The 15,784-nt window shown below is 68.0% G+C and carries 15 protein-coding genes and 1 tRNA gene; 7 read left to right on the forward strand and 9 right to left on the reverse strand.

Going from position 1 to position 15,784, the window contains the following annotated elements; genetic code table 11:
• Nucleotides 1-5 precede the first annotated feature (5 nt).
• From kdpA to ACW173_RS18995, 7 genes are all read right to left on the reverse strand, one after another.
• Nucleotides 6-1,718 (reverse strand): potassium-transporting ATPase subunit KdpA, encoded by a 1,713-nt coding sequence (gene kdpA / locus ACW173_RS18965; protein ID WP_492081644.1) that lies wholly within the window; start codon nucleotides 1,716-1,718, stop codon nucleotides 6-8.
• Nucleotides 1,719-2,003: 285 nt separating this feature from the next.
• Nucleotides 2,004-2,210 (reverse strand): hypothetical protein, encoded by a 207-nt coding sequence (locus tag ACW173_RS18970; protein ID WP_492081645.1) that lies wholly within the window; start codon nucleotides 2,208-2,210, stop codon nucleotides 2,004-2,006.
• A 202-nt stretch (nucleotides 2,211-2,412) separates the two neighbouring features.
• Entirely contained in the window at nucleotides 2,413-3,219 is an 807-nt protein-coding gene (locus ACW173_RS18975; protein ID WP_492081646.1) for an MBL fold metallo-hydrolase, read from the reverse strand.
• The gene (locus ACW173_RS18980; protein ID WP_492081647.1) at nucleotides 3,216-4,004 is read right to left on the reverse strand and encodes a TatD family hydrolase; all 789 of its coding nucleotides are present in this window, start codon (nucleotides 4,002-4,004) and stop codon (nucleotides 3,216-3,218) included. The genes ACW173_RS18975 and ACW173_RS18980 overlap by 4 nt, the downstream gene beginning before the upstream one ends.
• On the reverse strand, nucleotides 4,001-5,011 hold the full coding sequence (locus tag ACW173_RS18985; protein WP_492086013.1) for a DNA polymerase III subunit delta': 1,011 nt from the start codon (nucleotides 5,009-5,011) through the stop codon (nucleotides 4,001-4,003). Before ACW173_RS18985 ends, ACW173_RS18980 begins: the two co-directional genes overlap by 4 nt.
• Complete coding sequence (gene tmk / locus ACW173_RS18990) at nucleotides 5,008-5,634, reverse strand: dTMP kinase (RefSeq protein ID WP_492081648.1); 627 nt, start codon at nucleotides 5,632-5,634, stop codon at nucleotides 5,008-5,010. Before tmk ends, ACW173_RS18985 begins: the two co-directional genes overlap by 4 nt.
• Nucleotides 5,635-5,666: 32 nt before the next feature.
• A complete protein-coding gene (locus tag ACW173_RS18995) occupies nucleotides 5,667-6,671 on the reverse strand; it encodes a septal ring lytic transglycosylase RlpA family protein (protein WP_492081649.1) in 1,005 nt (334 codons plus the stop codon).
• 106 nt (nucleotides 6,672-6,777) lie between these two features.
• Here ACW173_RS18995 and ACW173_RS19000 point away from each other — a divergent pair.
• From ACW173_RS19000 to ACW173_RS19015, 4 genes are all read left to right on the forward strand, one after another.
• Nucleotides 6,778-6,867: transfer RNA gene (locus ACW173_RS19000), tRNA-Ser, on the forward strand.
• Between the two features lie 37 nt (nucleotides 6,868-6,904).
• Nucleotides 6,905-7,813, forward strand: coding sequence for a class I SAM-dependent methyltransferase (locus ACW173_RS19005; protein ID WP_492081650.1), 909 nt, complete (start codon nucleotides 6,905-6,907; stop codon nucleotides 7,811-7,813).
• Nucleotides 7,813-8,550, forward strand: coding sequence for a pseudouridine synthase (locus tag ACW173_RS19010; protein WP_492081651.1), 738 nt, complete (start codon nucleotides 7,813-7,815; stop codon nucleotides 8,548-8,550). Before ACW173_RS19005 ends, ACW173_RS19010 begins: the two co-directional genes overlap by 1 nt.
• Entirely contained in the window at nucleotides 8,543-8,776 is a 234-nt protein-coding gene (locus ACW173_RS19015) for a sulfurtransferase TusA family protein (protein ID WP_492081652.1), read from the forward strand. Before ACW173_RS19010 ends, ACW173_RS19015 begins: the two co-directional genes overlap by 8 nt.
• Here the strand turns inward: ACW173_RS19015 and ACW173_RS19020 are convergent.
• Entirely contained in the window at nucleotides 8,745-9,710 is a 966-nt protein-coding gene (locus ACW173_RS19020; RefSeq protein WP_492086014.1) for a YihY/virulence factor BrkB family protein, read from the reverse strand. The two genes, ACW173_RS19015 and ACW173_RS19020, sit on opposite strands and share 32 nt — an antisense overlap.
• A gap of 191 nt (nucleotides 9,711-9,901) precedes the next feature.
• The gene (locus ACW173_RS19025) at nucleotides 9,902-11,029 is read right to left on the reverse strand and encodes a CaiB/BaiF CoA transferase family protein (protein ID WP_492081653.1); all 1,128 of its coding nucleotides are present in this window, start codon (nucleotides 11,027-11,029) and stop codon (nucleotides 9,902-9,904) included.
• Nucleotides 11,030-11,244: 215 nt separating this feature from the next.
• Here ACW173_RS19025 and ACW173_RS19030 point away from each other — a divergent pair, with 215 nt between their 5' ends.
• The 3 genes from ACW173_RS19030 to ACW173_RS19040 all read left to right on the forward strand — a co-directional run bounded on the left by ACW173_RS19030 (nucleotide 11,245) and on the right by ACW173_RS19040 (nucleotide 15,768).
• On the forward strand, nucleotides 11,245-12,570 hold the full coding sequence (locus tag ACW173_RS19030) for a diguanylate cyclase domain-containing protein (RefSeq protein WP_492081654.1): 1,326 nt from the start codon (nucleotides 11,245-11,247) through the stop codon (nucleotides 12,568-12,570).
• A gap of 86 nt (nucleotides 12,571-12,656) precedes the next feature.
• The gene (locus ACW173_RS19035; protein WP_492086015.1) at nucleotides 12,657-13,289 is read left to right on the forward strand and encodes a DsbA family oxidoreductase; all 633 of its coding nucleotides are present in this window, start codon (nucleotides 12,657-12,659) and stop codon (nucleotides 13,287-13,289) included.
• A gap of 211 nt (nucleotides 13,290-13,500) precedes the next feature.
• Nucleotides 13,501-15,768 carry a DEAD/DEAH box helicase gene (locus ACW173_RS19040; RefSeq protein WP_492086016.1) on the forward strand — a complete coding sequence of 756 codons (2,268 nt, stop codon included), beginning with the start codon at nucleotides 13,501-13,503 and terminating at the stop codon, nucleotides 15,766-15,768.
• Nucleotides 15,769-15,784: the final 16 nt, after the last annotated feature.

Consider the following 15,784-nt stretch of genomic DNA (forward strand, 5'->3'; position numbering starts at 1 on the left):
ACCGTTCAGCGAAGGGCCGCGACCGCGCCGAGCGCTTGGAAGTGCTCGACGATCGGTCCCAGCGCCATCGCGGGGAAGAATTGCAGGCCGCCCAGGATCAGGATCACCCCGATCAGGAGGCCGACGAACAGGCCGCCGTCGGTCGGCATGGCGCCGGCGGTCGGGGCGAGCTTGGGCTTGGCGACCAGGGCGCCGGCGATGGCCAGGACGGCCACGATCGGCAGGAAACGACCCATGGCCATCGCGATGCCCAAGGTGACGTTCCACCACGGCGCGTTGGCGGTCAGGCCGGCGAAGGCCGAGCCGTTGTTGGCCGTGCCGGAGACGTAGGCGTAGAGGATCTCCGACAGACCGTGCGGCCCGGTGTGCATCAGGCCTTTCAGCGCCTCGGGCAGGACCGCGGCGACGCCCGAGAACCCCAGCATCGACAGCGGGATGATCACGACCGCCAGGATCGAGAACTGGATCTCGCGGGCCTCGATCTTCTTGCCCAGATATTCGGGCGTGCGGCCGACCATCAGGCCGGCGACGAACACCGACAGCAGGGCCATGACGACCATGATGGCGATGCCCGAGCCGATGCCGCCCGGCAGGATCTCGCCCAGTTGCATCAGGAACATCGCGATGCCGCCGCCCAGGGGCATCAAGCTGGAGTGCATGCCGTTGACCGAACCGTTAGAGGCGCCGGTCGTGGCGGCGGCCCAGGCGGCGGTGGCGGGCGCGCCGAAGCGGACCTCCTTGCCCTCCATGTTGACCGACGTGTCGACCTTGGCCGCGACCTGGGCCGGAGAAGGCTGGGTTTCCGTGGCGTAGATGCCCGCCGCGCCAGCGAACAACAGCACGAAGGCGGCGATGACCAGGGCGCGGACGTCCTTCTTGGCCATGACCATGCGGCCGAAGGCGAAGAAGGCGGCCCAGCCCAACGTGTTGATCGAGATCGCCGTGATCAGGTTGGTCAGCGGCGTCGGGTTCTCGAACGGGTGCGCCGAGTTGACGTTGAAGACGCCGCCGCCGTTGATGCCCAGCATCTTGATGGCCTCCTGCGAAGCCACGGCGTAGAGCGAGATCTTCTGGTCGGCGCCTTCCAGGGTGTGGGCGGTGACGCCGGCCGACAGCGCTTGCGGCACGCCCAGGGCAACGAGCAGCACGGCCACCAAGAACGACAGCGGCAGCAGCACGTACAGCGTGGTGCGGATCAGGTCGGCCCAGAAGTTGCCGACGCCCTCGCCGCGATTGGCCAGGAAGGCTCGCGCCAGGGCCGCGGCCACGGTCGCGCCGGTCGCGGCCGAGACGAAGTTCTGCACGGTCAGCACGACCATCTGGCTGAGCGTCGACATCGTCGTTTCGCCCGCATAGCTCTGCCAGTTGGTGTTGGTGACGAAGCTGATCGCCGTGTTGAACGACAGGTGGCCCGACAGGCCCGGGAAACCCTGCGGGTTCAGCGGCAGAACGCCTTGCAGGCGCAGGACGCCATAGGTGATCGCGAAGCCGACCAGGTTAAAGGTCAGCAGCGCCAGGGCATAGGCATGCCAGCTCTGGCTCTTCTTCGGGTCAACGCCGATGGCGGTGTAGAACAAGGCTTCGACGGGTCGCATGACCGGGTCGAGAAAAGTGCGCTCGCCATTCCAGACGCGCGACATGAAAACGCCCAGCGGCCAACCGATGGCGACCGCCAGGCTCAGGGTCAGGGCGATCTCCGCCCATCCTTGCCAAGTCATTTGAGAAAATCCGTCAGAACTTGTCGGGTCGCATCATCGCGGCGACCATGTAGCCGGCGACCACGATGGCCCCGGCCGCCCACAGCAGGTTCACGAGCATGGTCACACGCGCCTCAGCGCGGCGACGAATGCGCCGAACAGGGCGAACAGGCCCAAGGCCAGCGCCCCATAGAGAAGATCAGCCATCGCGGCCTCCTTTGGTGTTGGAGGGCAAAGACCATTTCGGCGCGTAAGGGCTCTATATCGAAGCTGGGCCGCCGCATAAGGGCGGCATAAAGGAATGCCTCAAGCGGCGACGCGGGCGTCCAGCTTGGCCAGCTTGGCCAGGATGCGGTCCAGGGTGGAACGCTTCACCGGCTTGCCGTCGCGCAGCTTGGTCCAGGTCGTTTCGCTGATCGCATAGCAATCGAACAGATGCTCGCGGGTGACCGCGGGCAGCCGCGAGCGCAAGCGCTGGAAGACTTCTCGGGAGATGGTGACGGTTTCAGCCATGGAAGGTCTGGTCAGTGACGCACGGGAAGGTGACTCTACCGCGTCCCTATGACGGTGTTGTTGGGCGAGCTTATTTCAACCCTGTTACGTACAGTCAGGTTTTCGACAAACTTGGGCGAACTTGCGATCGAGGCGTACATTCGTCGCCCGTCTCGAGGCATACGGCGTCGCTTGGAAACTCCGCAACACGCTGGAAGGTTGCCTAGAGCGTGAAACGAAGCCCGTCATAGGCCGCCTCGACGCCAGCCGGCAGCCGCGCGGTCAGGGCGTTATAGTCCAAGTCGATGTGCAGATTGGTCAGAAGGGCCCGCTTCGGCTTGGCCCTGGCGATCCACTCTAGGGCCAGCTCGACATGAGCGTGGGTCGGGTGCGGCGTCCAGCGCAGAGCGTCGACGATCCAGACATCCAGATCCGCCAGGTCCGCCCAGCTGCCGTCCGGGATGGCGCGGACATCGGGCGTATAGGCCACGCCGCCGAAGCGGTAGCCGACCGCGCGGATCTCGCCGTGGTCGACGTCGAAGGTGTGGACCGGGATGGCGCCGCTGGGACCATCAATCGCGAAGTCTACGCCCAGCGGTGGGATCAGGCGCGGTTCCAGGATGGCCGGATACCCGCCGCGAGTCTTGAAGATATATTCGAACCGCGTCAGCAGGCCGTCGTGCGTGGCCTGGTCCATGAAGGTCGGGATGCGTTGGCGCTGATTGAGGAAGAACGGCCGCAGGTCGTCGATGCCGTGGGCCTGGTCGGCGTGATCGTGAGTGAACAGCGCCGCGTCGACCCGCTTCACGCCGGCCGTGGCGGTTTGGAGGCGGAGGTCGGGCGAGGTGTCGACGACGACCGTGGTCTCGTGCAGCGCACCGCCCTCGCCTTTCCGGCGCACCAGCATCGAACAGCGCGAGCGATGGTTCTTGGGCTCGGCGGGATCGCAGTCACCCCAATTGCCGTCGGCTCGGGGAACGCCGCCGGACGAGCCGGAGCCCAGGATGGTGAACTCCAGCGGTCCGGTCATGGCCTCGGGATCCGGTCGAACAAGTTGAAGAAGGCGTCCTCGGTCCGTTGCTCGGTGTCAGCCCGGCTCCAGCCCCGAATCTCGGCCAGCTTGTCGTAGATATGCGGCAGATATGACGGCTCGTTGCGGCGGCCCCGCATCGGCACGGGGGCCAGGTACGGACAGTCGGTTTCGACGATGATTCGGTCGGCCGGCATGTCGCGGATCACCTCCCGCACGTCCTCGGCCGCCTTGAAGGTGGCGATGCCCGAGACCGAGAACCAGGCGCCCAGCGCCATGGCGCGGGCGGCCAGCGCCGGACCGCTGGTGTAGCAGTGCATCAGGATCTTGAACGGTCCGGCCGCGTGCTCCTCCTCGAGGATCGGGCCCATGACATCGTCGGCCTCGCGGGTATGGACCACCAGCGGCAGGCCGCTTTCGCGCGCGGCGACACAGTGCTGTCGGAACACGGCCGCTTGCACGTCGCGCGGCGACAGGTCGTAGTGGAAGTCCAGGCCGCACTCGCCGATGCCGATGACGCGTGGCCGCTGGGCCAGCTCGACCAAGCGGGCGGCGGTCAGGCCCGGGTCTTCCTTGGACTCGTGCGGATGAGTCCCGACCGTGCACCAGACGTCGGGTTCGGCCATGGCGATCGCGTGCACGGCCTCGAATGACGAGACCTTGTCACAGATGGTGACCATCAAGGCGATGCCGGCCTCACGGGCGCGGGCGATGACGGCGTCCTTGTCCTCGGCGAACTGGGGCGCGTGCAGATTCACGTGGCTGTCGATGAGCATGCCGCTCAAATCGCCGTCTTGGCCGCCGCGCGCAAGTCCGAGATGACGCTCCAGAAGGCGTCGGCGCGATCCAGGTTCACGGCCTCGACCTCGCCGGAGACGTTGGAGAGCCGCTCCCAGGCGGCCGCCCAGCGGTCCAGGCCCGGCGACTGCTTGCCATCGGCCGCGACCTGGGTGGCGAAGATCCGCACCTGGTCGGCCAAGCGATCCATCAGGAGCTCGAACCGCGCCATGCCCTCCCCGCCTCGGAAGGTGTCGGCCATGGCGAGCAGCGCGCCCTCGTCGATCTTGGGCAGGCCGCGCAGGATCTCGTTGGCCGCGTCGTCGACCTCGATGGCCTTGGCCGCGGCCAGTTGCAGCGCCTTGCCCGGGGCGCCATGCGCCATGCGGGCCAGACGCTCGGCGTCGCGCCCGGAGACGTCGGCCATGCGCTCGACCATCTCGGCGGCGGCCGGCACGCCCGGCGCGGGCACGGCCAGACGCCGGCAGCGCGAGCGGATGGTCGGCAGCAGCTTGCCGGGCGCATGGCTGATCAGCAGGATCACGCCACGCGCCGGCGGCTCCTCCAGGGTCTTCAGCACGGCGTTGGCGGCGTTGACGTTCAGGTCGTCGGCGGCGTCGATGATCGCTACGCGATAAGGCGAAACAGCCGGCGTGGTCGAGAAGAACTCCGGCAGCTGGCGGGCCTCGTCGACCGGGATCGACTTGCGGGCCTTGCCGTCGTCGGTCAGGCGCTCCAGCACCATGAGGTCGGGATGCGAGCGCGCGGCGACCTGGCGGCTGACCACGTCGGACGGCGCCGCGCCCAACAGGCCAAGGCTCGGCTCATGCCGCGCGCCCAACAGGCGGCGGGCCATGCGATAAGCCAAGGTCGCCTTGCCCACGCCCTCGGGGCCAGTCAGCAGCCAGGCGTGGTGCAGCCGGCCACGGTCCAGGGCGTCGAGGAACGCGGCCTCCGCGGCCGATTGGCCGTCCAGCTGGTAGACGTCGCGCGGATGGGCCGGGGCGGCCATCAGAGATCCAGCCGCTGGGCGACGGCCTCGGCGATCGCGGCGGTCACGGCGTCGATCTGCGCGTCGGCGTCGATCACGACGCAGCGCTCGGGCTCCCGGCGGGCGATTTCCAGATAACCGGCGCGCAGACGCTGGTGGAAGTCGAGGCCCTTGGACTCGAAGCGGGCCGCGCCACCACGGGCCTCGGCGCGATGCAGGCCGACCTCGGCCGGCAGGTCCAGGATCAGGGTCAGCGCCGGGATCGTACCGTTCAGCACGTGCTCTTCCAGCGAGGCGATCAGGCTGGCGGGGGCGTCACCGCCCGCGCCCTGGTAGGCCCGCGTGGAATCGGCGAAGCGGTCGCACAGCACGACCTTGCCCTCGGCCAGGCCCGGACGGATCACCCGCTCCACGTGGTCGCGGCGGGCGGCGTACATCAGGAGCGTCTCCGTGACTGGCGACCAGCGGTCGGCCGAACCATTGACCAGCAGCTCGCGAATCGCCTCGGCGCCCGCGCTGCCGCCCGGCTCGCGGGTGACGACGACGTCATGGCCGGCGGCCCGCAGCCGCTCGGCGAGACGGCGGATCTGGGTCGACTTTCCAGCCCCCTCGCCGCCTTCAAAACTGATGAAGAAACCTCTAGTCACCGGCTTCCATTCGACCGGTTTCCGGGCCTTGTCTAGGGCTTCAGAACGGTCGCGCCCTGATAGCCCAGCGACTCCACGCGATCGCGAAGGCTCCAGGCCGAGCCCTCGTCCTGGCCGGCGGTCACGGTGACGCGATAAAGCGTGCCGTTGGCGCGCTCGATGGTGTCGATCGCGGCCTGCCCGGTCCCTGAGAGCTGGCGCACGGCCTTCTCGGCGTTCTCGCGGCTGGAAAACGAACCGGCTTGAACACGATAGGCTGACTTGACCGAGGCGTAGACGCGATTGGGGACACGATCCGGCGGATTGATCTGCGGCGCCGACTGCATGATCGGCGACCAGTCAGGCTCGCCGCGCGACGGCAGCACCTGAACGCGCTGGGTTGGTTCCTTGATGTCGTCGAAGCTTCGCGGTCCGGATCGCACGGGCGGCGGCGTCGCGGCCCGGGCATATTGGCGCGGTGGATTGAAAACGCCCTTGGAGGCGGGGCCGATATATTTCACCCGCACGCGCGCCACGCCTTGGCGGCGATAGCCCAGTTGTTCGGCGGCGGCCTTGGACAAATCGATGACACGATCGCCGACGAACGGCCCGCGGTCGTTGACTCGCACGATCATCTTCTGGCCGGTGTCGAGATTGGTCACCTCGACCAGGCTGGGCAACGGCAGGGTCTTATGGGCCGCCGATGGGACATCCATGTCGAAGACTTCGCCGTTGGCGGTGCGGCGGTTGTGGAACTGCTCACCATACCACGAGCCGATTCCCACGACATTGTAGTCAGGGTCGGCCTTCGGATAATACCAGATACCGTTGATCTGATAGGGCTTTTCGGTGCCCCGCAGAGGCTTGCCGTCACGGCCGACCGTCGAGCCCGCGCGCGGCGCCGAGCCTCGTGTGGTGTCGTTGCGCGCGGTGGCCGTGTAGCCGGACTTGCCGGTCTCATACTTGGGCGTCGCGCAGGCCGCCAGGCTCGCCGCCGCCATGGCCAGAAGGCCCAAGGTGCGCCAGTTCCGCCAGACCTGATGGATACGCTGGTTCATTCCGCTCGTCGTCCAGAGGGGCGACACCCCTTCCGAGCGGACATCGTCGCCTGTTTGTTTTGAAGTCTGGTTAAGGGCGAAGCGCGCTGATATAGCCGCCTGCTCCGGGCAGGTGGCCGAGTGGTTTAAGGCAGCGGTCTTGAAAACCGCCGTAGGTGAAAGTCTACCGTGGGTTCGAATCCCACCCTGCCCGCCAAGATCTCTGAATCTCGAAAAACCTTTTCAGGACAAGCATGTCGGCGACCTCCACCGCGCTCTATGGCCAGGCCGATCACGACCTGGCGCCGTCCGCGCCGGACGCTGTCCAGCTGTCACCGTTCCTAGTCGGCTCGACCAACTTGGCCTCGGTTCCAGACGAATCCTTTACCGCCGTGACCGTCCGCGCGCCCGCCGGAGCGGTGGAGCGACGTTTTGTCCTCGCTCAAGCGTTGCGCGTTTTAACACCGGGCGGCCGCCTGACCGCCTTCGCGCCGAAAGACCGAGGCGGCCTGCGGATGAAAAAGGAGCTCCAGGCTCTGGGTTGCGAGGTCGGCGAGAGCGCCAGACGCCATAACCGCATCTGCCTCGTGGTCCGGCCGACGGAGATCACGGGCCTCGCCGACGCCATCGCTAGCGGGGCGCCGCGCCGGATCAGCGAAGACGGCCTCTGGACCCAGCCCGGCGTGTTCAGCTGGGACCGCCTGGACGCCGGCACCAACGCCCTGCTCCAGGTCCTGCCGCCGTTCGCCGGCGTGGGCGCCGACTTCGGGTCTGGCATCGGCATCCTGGCGCTGAACGTCCTGGCTTCGCCCAAGGTGACCAAGCTGACCCTGGTCGAGCTGGACCATCGGGCCGTCGAGGTCTCCAAGCGCAACGTCGCCGATCCGCGCGCCGATTTCGTCTGGGGCGACGTGCGCCAGATCGAGCTGAAGGACCTCGACTTCATCGTCAGCAACCCGCCGTTCCACGAGGGCGGCGGCGAGGACAAGACACTGGGCCAGGCCTTCATCACCTCGGCCGCGGCCGCGCTGCGCAAGGGCGGGACCTTGTGGATCGTCGCCAACCGCCACCTGCCTTACGAGGCGATCCTGGGTGAGAGCTTCGCCAAGGTGCGACTGGTCGGTGAAGGCGGCGGCTACAAGGTCTTCGAGGCCCGCAAATAATGGCCAAGGCGCTGATGGCCCGGCTGGATCGGCTGCTGGCCAATCTGGGCTACGGCAGTCGCAAGGACGTCCAGGCCCTGATCGCCGCCGGCAAGGTCGTGCTGGATGACAAGGTGATGAAGGACTCCGGCGCCCGCATCGCCGTCGACGCCACCCTGCCTACGCGCATGACCGTTCGTGGCGTCGCGGTCGATCCACCCGCGCCGCTGGTGCTGCTGATGCACAAGCCGCTGGGCGTGACCTGCTCGCACAAGGAAGATGGCCAGAAGATCTACGACCTGCTGCCGCGTCGCTGGCAGATCCGGGATCCGGGCCTGTCGACGGTCGGCCGGCTCGACAAGGATACCAGCGGCCTGATCCTGATCACCGACGACGGCGACTTCCTGCACCGCGTGATTTCGCCCAAGCGCCATGTGCCCAAGACCTATCTCGTCACGCTTGACCGGCCGCTGGCCGGTACCGAGGGAGAGGTCTTCGCCGCCGGGACGCTGATGCTGGATGGCGAGGAAAAGCCGCTGCTGCCGGCCCAGCTGGACATCGTCGACGCCAAGACCGCTCGGCTGACGATCACCGAAGGGCGTTACCACCAGGTGCGCCGCATGTTCGCCGCCGTCGGCAATCACGTGGTCACGCTGCACCGCGAGCGGATCGGCGGCCTGACCCTGCCGACCGACCTGGAGCCGGGCCAGTATCGCATCCTGCCGGCCGCCGAGGCCGAGGCGGTGTTCGATGCCTGAACCTATTCTGATCGACGCGCGCGGCCATCATTGCCCCGTGCCGACGCTGAAGCTGCGAAAGGCTTTTGAGGCCGCCGCGTCGGGAGCCGAGCTCATCCTGCTGGCCACCGATCCCATGGCCCGGATCGACGTCCCGCACTTCGCCGGCCAGATCGGCGCCACGTTGCTCGACGTCGTCGACCAGGACGGCGGGGTCATCCGTTTTCGTATTCGGAAGGCGACTTAAGCGGGATTGCCCTAGGCCCCTCCAACAGGGCCCTTGGGCGTTCGTCCAGGGCGATCTCGACCTCGGTGGCCAGGGCCCCGCCGAAGAAGATGGCGTTCACGCTCCATGACAGCCAGATCAGGAAGATGATCACAGCCGAGATCGAGCCGTAGGTGGCGCCCAGGTGGACGATCTTCTCGACATAGAAGGCGCTGGCCCACGACATGAAGACGCACAGCGCCGCGGCCGCGACGCCGCCCGAGATCGACGCGCGCCAGCCGACCACCTCGCGCGACATGGCGTAGCGATAGACAAGGCTCATGCCGACCACGATGCCGAAGCTGGCCCAGGTCCATTCCGACTGGATCCACGAGACGCCAGCCAGCGGCCGCAGGTTCAGGGCGGAGCCCAGGAGGCGCAGGGTCAGGAAGATGCCCGACATCACGAACAGCAGGCCGAACGCGGCGATCAGCACGAACAGCGCCATCAGGTTGAAGCCGACGAATCCGCGCTGATCTTCCTCGTCGTGGATGAACGACAGCCCCGCCAGCAGCGCCTTGAAGCCGCGATGGGCGGCATAGGCCCCGACGATCAGCACGATGGCGCTCTGCAGGGAGATCGTCTGGCCCGGCGCGTGAGCCAGGCGCGAGAACTCGTCCTGGAACATCGACCGGGCGCCGGAGGGAATCAGCTCGGCCAGCCTGTTGGCCTGATGCGCGGCGCTCGAAGGGGTCAGGAAGAAGCTGTAGAGGCCGATCAGAATCGCCAAGCCGGGGAACACCGCCAGCAGGGCGAAAAACGAGACGCCACCGACGTACAGCATGACGTCGCGGCCCCAGAGGCGCGATAGGGCCAGGCCCAGTACGCGCAGGATTTCACGGGCCCAGTGTGTCGGATCGAGGTCGAGGTCGCGCCAGCGGATTTGATGCTGCGGGTCTTGCATCCGGCGGACCATGGCGACCTGGGGTCCCAGAGTCAAAGACGGGACCAGAGTCAAAGACGCGCCGCTCGGGAAAAGCGACGCGTCTCCGCAGGTTGGACCTGTGAACCGATCGCCACATCGAGGGACGGATGGCGCGACGACCGGTCGACACCCGCAAGCTATGACCCGCCGCCTGAACCGAACCTGAACGTGTTCGTCAGGTCCTAGAGGGCTCCAGTTTCCTTCAACGCCGCGATGGCGTCGGCCGAGAAACCCCAGTCGGCCAAGGCGTCGTCATTGTTCGCGCCGATCTTCGGCGGCGGCCCCTGGATGACGCCCGGCGTGGCCGAGAAACGCGGCGCGGGCGCGGGCTGCATGACCCCGGCCACCTCGACGAAGGTCTCGCGGGCGGCGTTGTGGGCGTGCTTGGGGGCCTCGTCCATGGTCAGGACAGGGGCGAAACAGACGTCGGTGGCGTCCATGATCGCGCACCAGTCATCGCGACTCTTGGTCTTGATGACGGCGGCCAGCTTCTCGCGAAGCTCCGGCCACTCCTCGCGGCTCATCTGGTGCTGGAACTGCGGATCGCTGATTCCGGTCTTCTCCAGCAGCAGCAGGTAGAACTGCGGCTCGATCGAGCCAATCGAGATCCACTTGCCGTCGGCGCATTGGTAGGTGTCGTAGAAGTGCGCCCCGCCGTCGAGCAGATTGGTCCGCCGCCCTTCGTTCCACATGCCCCCGGCCTTGAAGCCATAGAACATGGCCATCAGCGAGGCCGCGCCGTCGCTCATGGCGCAGTCGATCACCTGTCCCTGCCCCGTCTCGCGGGCGTGGATCACCCCAGCCAGCAGACCGAAGGCCAGATAGAGCGCCCCGCCCCCGAAATCGCCGACCAGGTTCAGCGGCGGCACCGGCTTGTCGCTGGTCCCGATCGCGTCCAGCGCCCCGGTGATGGCGATGTAGTTCATGTCATGGCCGGCGGCCTTGGCGTAGGGACCCGTCTGGCCCCAGCCGGTCATGCGGCCGTAGACCAGCTTGGGATTGCGGGCCAGGGCGACGTCCGGACCCAAACCCAGCCGCTCCATGACGCCTGGCCGGAAACCCTCGATCAGGCCGTCCGCCTGATCGAGCAACTTCAGGCAGGTCTCGATGGCCTCGGGGTTCTTCAGGTCCAGCGCCACCGAGCGCCGCCCCCGCGCCGTGACGTCGGCCGGGGAGCCTCGCCCCTGCCCCTTGCGGTCGATGCGCACCACGTCCGCGCCGAGGTCCGACAGCAACATGCCGCAGAACGGTCCTGGGCCGATGCCGGCGAACTCGACGATCTTCAGTCCCGAAAGCGGCCCCTGGCCCATGATCTTCTCCCTTTCGGCGCTCTTTCGACACCGATCGCGCTAACTAGAACGACCCTGACGTTCGGTCAGGCAAGCCCTTACGGGAGTGGTGTCGATTCATCCCCTGCCTGCGGCGTTCCGTACCTTTGACCGCACCAAGCCTCTGCTATGTTGCGGCGTCGAATCTCGGCGGTCGCGTACAGACCGGGCATGCGAGCGTTTGGCCGGAGGTTGGTTTGGCGGTTGACGCCCGGATCCTGATCGTGGCGCGCGACGATGTTCGCGCCGGACCGCTGGCCGAAGGGCTGGACCGGTTGGGCTGGCGCACGATCACGGCGCGGGGGCCCTACGCCGCTCTCGCCGCCCTCGGCGATCTTCCCATCGAGGCGGTGATCGTCGACCTGGCCAGCGCCGGTCCCGAGACCCAGACCCTGGCCCGCCGGCTGAAGGCCGCCGTGGCCCCGCGCCGCCTGCCGGTCATCGCGATCGGCGAGCCGGACGGCGACTATCGCAACCAGGCCTTCGACCTGACCCTGTCGCCGCCGCTGCACCCGTCCCAGGCCGCCCTGCGCCTGGAGAGCCTAGTGCGCACGGCCATCGCCGAGGAAGAGTTCGAGCTGCGCCTCGAGACCTTCGGCGAGCGCGGTCGCCGCCTGGACCTGCCCGAGAACTCGGACGTTCCGTTCCGCATCCTGGCCGTCGGCGAACCGGCGCCGCAGTTCCTGGCCCTGTCCAACGCCCTGCAGAGCAGCGGGGCCGAGGTCGTCGGCGCCTTCACCGCCTATACGGCCTTCGACTACCTGCACGAGCGGGCCTTCGACTCCGTGGTGCTGTGGGCCGGCGACAGCCAGCAGGAGGCCCTGTCGATCGCGGCCGGCATGCGCCGCAACACCCGCCTCTTCCACATCCCGGCCCTGCTGTACCTGAAGGCCGAGAGCTATGTGACCATGTCCGAGGCGTTCCATCGCGGCGTGTCCGACGTGGCCTCGCCCGAGACGCCCGAGGTCGAGACGGCCATGCGCGTGATGGAGCTGGCCCGCAGCTTCCGGCGCGGCGAGTCGATCCGCGGCGCCCTGGAGAAGGCCCGCAGCTCGGGCCTGATGGACGCCGCCACCGGCCTTTTCACCCGCGACCTGTTCGCCGCCCACCTGGCGCGCCTGGCCAAGGCCGCCACCGACCGCGCCCGACCGCTGTCGATCTGCGTCCTGCGAGTCGCCGACAAGCCAGACACCGTCTGGGCCCGCCAGAACGGCTGGCTGGACCGCGCCATTCCGCAGATCGGCTCGATGGTCGGCCGCCTGGTCCGTGTCGAGGACACCCCAGCCCGCCTGGCCACCGAGGTCTTCGCCCTGGCCCTGCCGGCGACCAATCAGAACGCCGCCCGCGCCGCCGCGGAGCGGATCGCCGCCGTGATCGGCTGCACCGCCTTCGACGCCGGCGAGGACCGCCCGCCGTTCGTCTGCGAGTTCGACATCGGCGTGGCCGAGGTCCAGCGCGGCGAAGGCGCGGTCAAGGCCCTGGAACGCGCCGCCGCAAGCGCCCTGAAGCGCGACGCCGGCTAGAGCTTGGGCGCCGCGGGGGCAGCGCCTATATGGAACATGTCCTGTAGCGGACATCGGTTCGTAGGAGTGCGCCCTTGGCCCAGCAAATGATCATCGACGTCGTCGCCGACGTGGTCTGCCCCTGGTGCTATCTGGGTTGGCGTCGTCTGAAGTCGGCCGTGGCCCTGCGCCCCGATGTCGAGGCCCAGCTGGTCTGGCGGCCCTACCAGCTGGATCCGACGCTTCCCGAGGAAGGCGTCGATCGCAAGCAGTACATGGCCAACAAGTTCAAGGACCCCGACAAGCTGAAGGCCGTCCACGCCGCCCTGGTCGAGGGCGGCGCCGAGGAAGGCATCGCGTTCAACTTCGAGGCCATCGCGTTCTCGCCCAACACCAACGCCGCCCATCGCCTGATCCGCTGGGCCCTGACGGCCGGTGTGCAGGACCACGTCGTCGAAGCCCTGTTCAAGGCCTATTTCGAGCAAGGCCTCGACATCGGCGATCCGATGGTGCTGGCCGACATCGCCGAGGCAGCCGGCATGGAGCGCATGGTGGTGCTGCAGCTGTTGTCCGAAGGAGCCGACAAGGAGGCCGTGGCGCGCGAACACGCCATGGCCGTCCAGGGCGGCGTGACCGGCGTGCCGTTCGCGATCTTCGCCGGCAAGGTCGCCGTGGTCGGGGCCGAGACCCCCGAGCGTATCGCCGAGGCGATCGATCAAGCCCTCGCGACGGTGAACTGAAACAAATCCGTCATCGCGCTTGCTTTTTGCACTGCAGCAAGCGCATAAGGCTTCTCGTGGGCCCCCTTCCATCGCGGAGGGGGCTATTTTCGTTGGAATTCGACCAATAAGCGGTCCGAGGGAAGCGTTACAGGCTTCAGGGGGCCCGATTTGGTCATTGGCGCGAGCCGCGCGTTTTTTGTGTGCGCGGCCGCAAATGAACTGGACCCATATGCCCTTCCCCGCCTCCCACCCCGCTCTCGAGCGGGCTCTCGCCGCTCAAGGTTATCTCGAGCCCACCCCCGTCCAGGCCGCCGTGCTGGAAGCCGACGCCGAAGGCCGCGACCTGCTGGTCAGCGCCCAGACCGGCTCTGGCAAGACCGTGGCCTTCGGCCTCGCCGCCGCCCCGACCCTGCTGGGCGACGAAGAGATCTTCGGCCGCGCCGGCGCGCCGCTGGCCCTGGTCATCGCCCCGACCCGCGAACTGGCCATCCAGGTCAATCGCGAGCTGACCTGGCTGTACGCCCAGGCCATGGCCGTGGTCGTCAACTGCGTCGGCGGCATGGATGCTCGCCGCGAGCAGCGCGCCCTGAACTACGGCGCTCACATCGTCGTCGGCACCCCGGGTCGCCTGCGCGACCATATCGAGCGCGGTCACCTGGACCTGTCGGAGCTGAAGGTCGCCGTCCTCGACGAGGCCGACGAGATGCTCGACATGGGCTTCCGCGAAGACCTGGAGTTCATCCTCGACGCCGCCCCGGCCGAGCGCCGCACCCTGCTGTTCTCGGCCACCCTGGCGCGCGAGATCGTGCAGCTGGCCAAGAGCTACCAGAACGACGCGATCCGCATCGACACGATCGGCCGCAACGAGCCGCACCGCGACATCGAATACCGCGCCGTCCGCGTCGCGCCGAACGAGGTCGAGCACGCGGTCGTCAACCTGCTGCGCTATTTCGAAAGCCCCGGCGCCCTGGTGTTCGCCAACACCCGTGAAAGCGTCCGTTCGCTGCATTCCAAGCTGCGCGAGCGCGGCTTCGACGTCGTCGGCCTGTCGGGCGAGCTGAGCCAGCGCGAGCGCGCCGACGCCCTCCAAGCCCTGCGCGATGGCCACGCCCGCGTCTGCGTCGCCACCGACGTCGCCGCGCGCGGCCTGGACTTGCCCGACCTGGGCCTGGTCATCCACGCCGAACTGCCGGTCAACAAGGCGACCCTGCTGCACCGTTCGGGCCGCACCGGCCGGGCAGGCAAGAAGGGCGTCTCGGCCCTCGTGGTGCCCTATACCCGCCGCCGCAAGGCCGAGCAGCTGCTGATGGCCGCCGGCGTCGAAGGCCAGTGGGGCGGGGCTCCGACCGCCGACGAGATCCGCATCAAGGACACCGAGCGCCTGCTCGACGATCCGATCTTCAACGAGGCCGCGGTCGAGGAAGACACCGCCCTGGCCGAGGCCATGCTCGCCAAGCGCACGCCGCTGGAGATCGCCGCGGCGCTGATCCGCACCCGCCGCGCCAAACTGCCGGCGCCGGAAGAGATCTATGACGACCCGCGCCACGGCGCCGATCCGGGCCCGCGCGGCCGCGAGCCGCGTGAGCCCCGTGAGTTTGGCGGCGACCGTGACTTTGGTGACCGCCCCGAACGCGTCAGCATGGACGGCTCGGAGTGGTTCCGCCTCAACACCGGCCGTCGCAATAATGCCGACCCCAAGTGGCTGATCCCGCTGATCTGCCGCCTGGGCCACATCACCAAGAAGGACATCGGGTCGATCCGGATCTTCGACTACGACACCAAGTTCGAGATCTCGGCCGAGGCGGCCGTGAAGTTCGGCGCCGCTGTTCAGCAGACGGTGCGTGAGGACGTCACGATCACCCCGACGGCGGCCCCGGCCGCGCGCGAAGCCGGTCCGCGTCGGGAGTTCACCCCGCGTCCGCCGCGTGGTGACAATGATGGTCCGCGCGAGTTCAAGCCGCGCCCGCCGCGTGAAGATCGTCCCTATACGCCGCGCGCCAACGCACCGGGCTCGCGCGATCACACGCCGCGTCCGTCCAGCTATGGCGACGACGGCGTCAGCAACGCCAAGCCCTACGGCCGTGGCGAAGAGCCGAAGGGCGACTACAAGCCCCGGGAGTTCAAGCCACGCGCGCCGCGCGACAACGACGCGCCGCGCGACTTCAAGCGTGACGAAGCTCCGCGTCCGTACTCGCCGCAGGACTCCGAAGGCGCTCCAAAGCGCGCCTTCAAGCCGCGCCACGAGGCCGGCGCTGACGCTCCGCGCGAATACAAGCCCCGCGCGCCCCGCGCGGACGGCGATGGCCCGAAGAAGCCGTTCAAGAAGGCCTTCGCCGACAACGCCGCCGGACCGAAGCCGTACTCGAAGCCCTATGCCGGCAAGCGCGACGACGCGGGCGCTGGCAAGCCGTTCAAGGGTCCCAAGCCCTTCAAGGCCAAGAGCTTCGACGCCAAGCCCGGCGGCAAGCCGGCCGGTAAGCCGTTCAAGAAGAAGTAGATGACGAAGAGCCCCT

It is taken from the genome of Caulobacter sp. ALps2, assembly GCF_058681635.1.

Bases quoted from the DNA above. Each gene is read 5' to 3' on its own strand.
- kdpA (WP_492081644.1), bottom strand. From the start codon at position 1,718: ATGACTTGGCAAGGATGGGCGGAGATCGCCCTGACCCTGAGCCTGGCG.
- ACW173_RS18970 (WP_492081645.1), bottom strand. From the start codon at position 2,210: ATGGCTGAAACCGTCACCATCTCCCGAGAAGTCTTCCAGCGCTTGCGC.
- ACW173_RS18975 (WP_492081646.1), bottom strand. From the start codon at position 3,219: ATGACCGGACCGCTGGAGTTCACCATCCTGGGCTCCGGCTCGTCCGGC.
- ACW173_RS18995 (WP_492081649.1), bottom strand. From the start codon at position 6,671: ATGAACCAGCGTATCCATCAGGTCTGGCGGAACTGGCGCACCTTGGGC.
- ACW173_RS19005 (WP_492081650.1), top strand. From the start codon at position 6,905: ATGTCGGCGACCTCCACCGCGCTCTATGGCCAGGCCGATCACGACCTG.
- ACW173_RS19010 (WP_492081651.1), top strand. From the start codon at position 7,813: ATGGCCAAGGCGCTGATGGCCCGGCTGGATCGGCTGCTGGCCAATCTG.
- ACW173_RS19015 (WP_492081652.1), top strand. From the start codon at position 8,543: ATGCCTGAACCTATTCTGATCGACGCGCGCGGCCATCATTGCCCCGTG.
- ACW173_RS19020 (WP_492086014.1), bottom strand. From the start codon at position 9,710: ATGGTCCGCCGGATGCAAGACCCGCAGCATCAAATCCGCTGGCGCGAC.
- ACW173_RS19025 (WP_492081653.1), bottom strand. From the start codon at position 11,029: ATGGGCCAGGGGCCGCTTTCGGGACTGAAGATCGTCGAGTTCGCCGGC.
- ACW173_RS19035 (WP_492086015.1), top strand. From the start codon at position 12,657: ATGATCATCGACGTCGTCGCCGACGTGGTCTGCCCCTGGTGCTATCTG.
- ACW173_RS19040 (WP_492086016.1), top strand. From the start codon at position 13,501: ATGCCCTTCCCCGCCTCCCACCCCGCTCTCGAGCGGGCTCTCGCCGCT.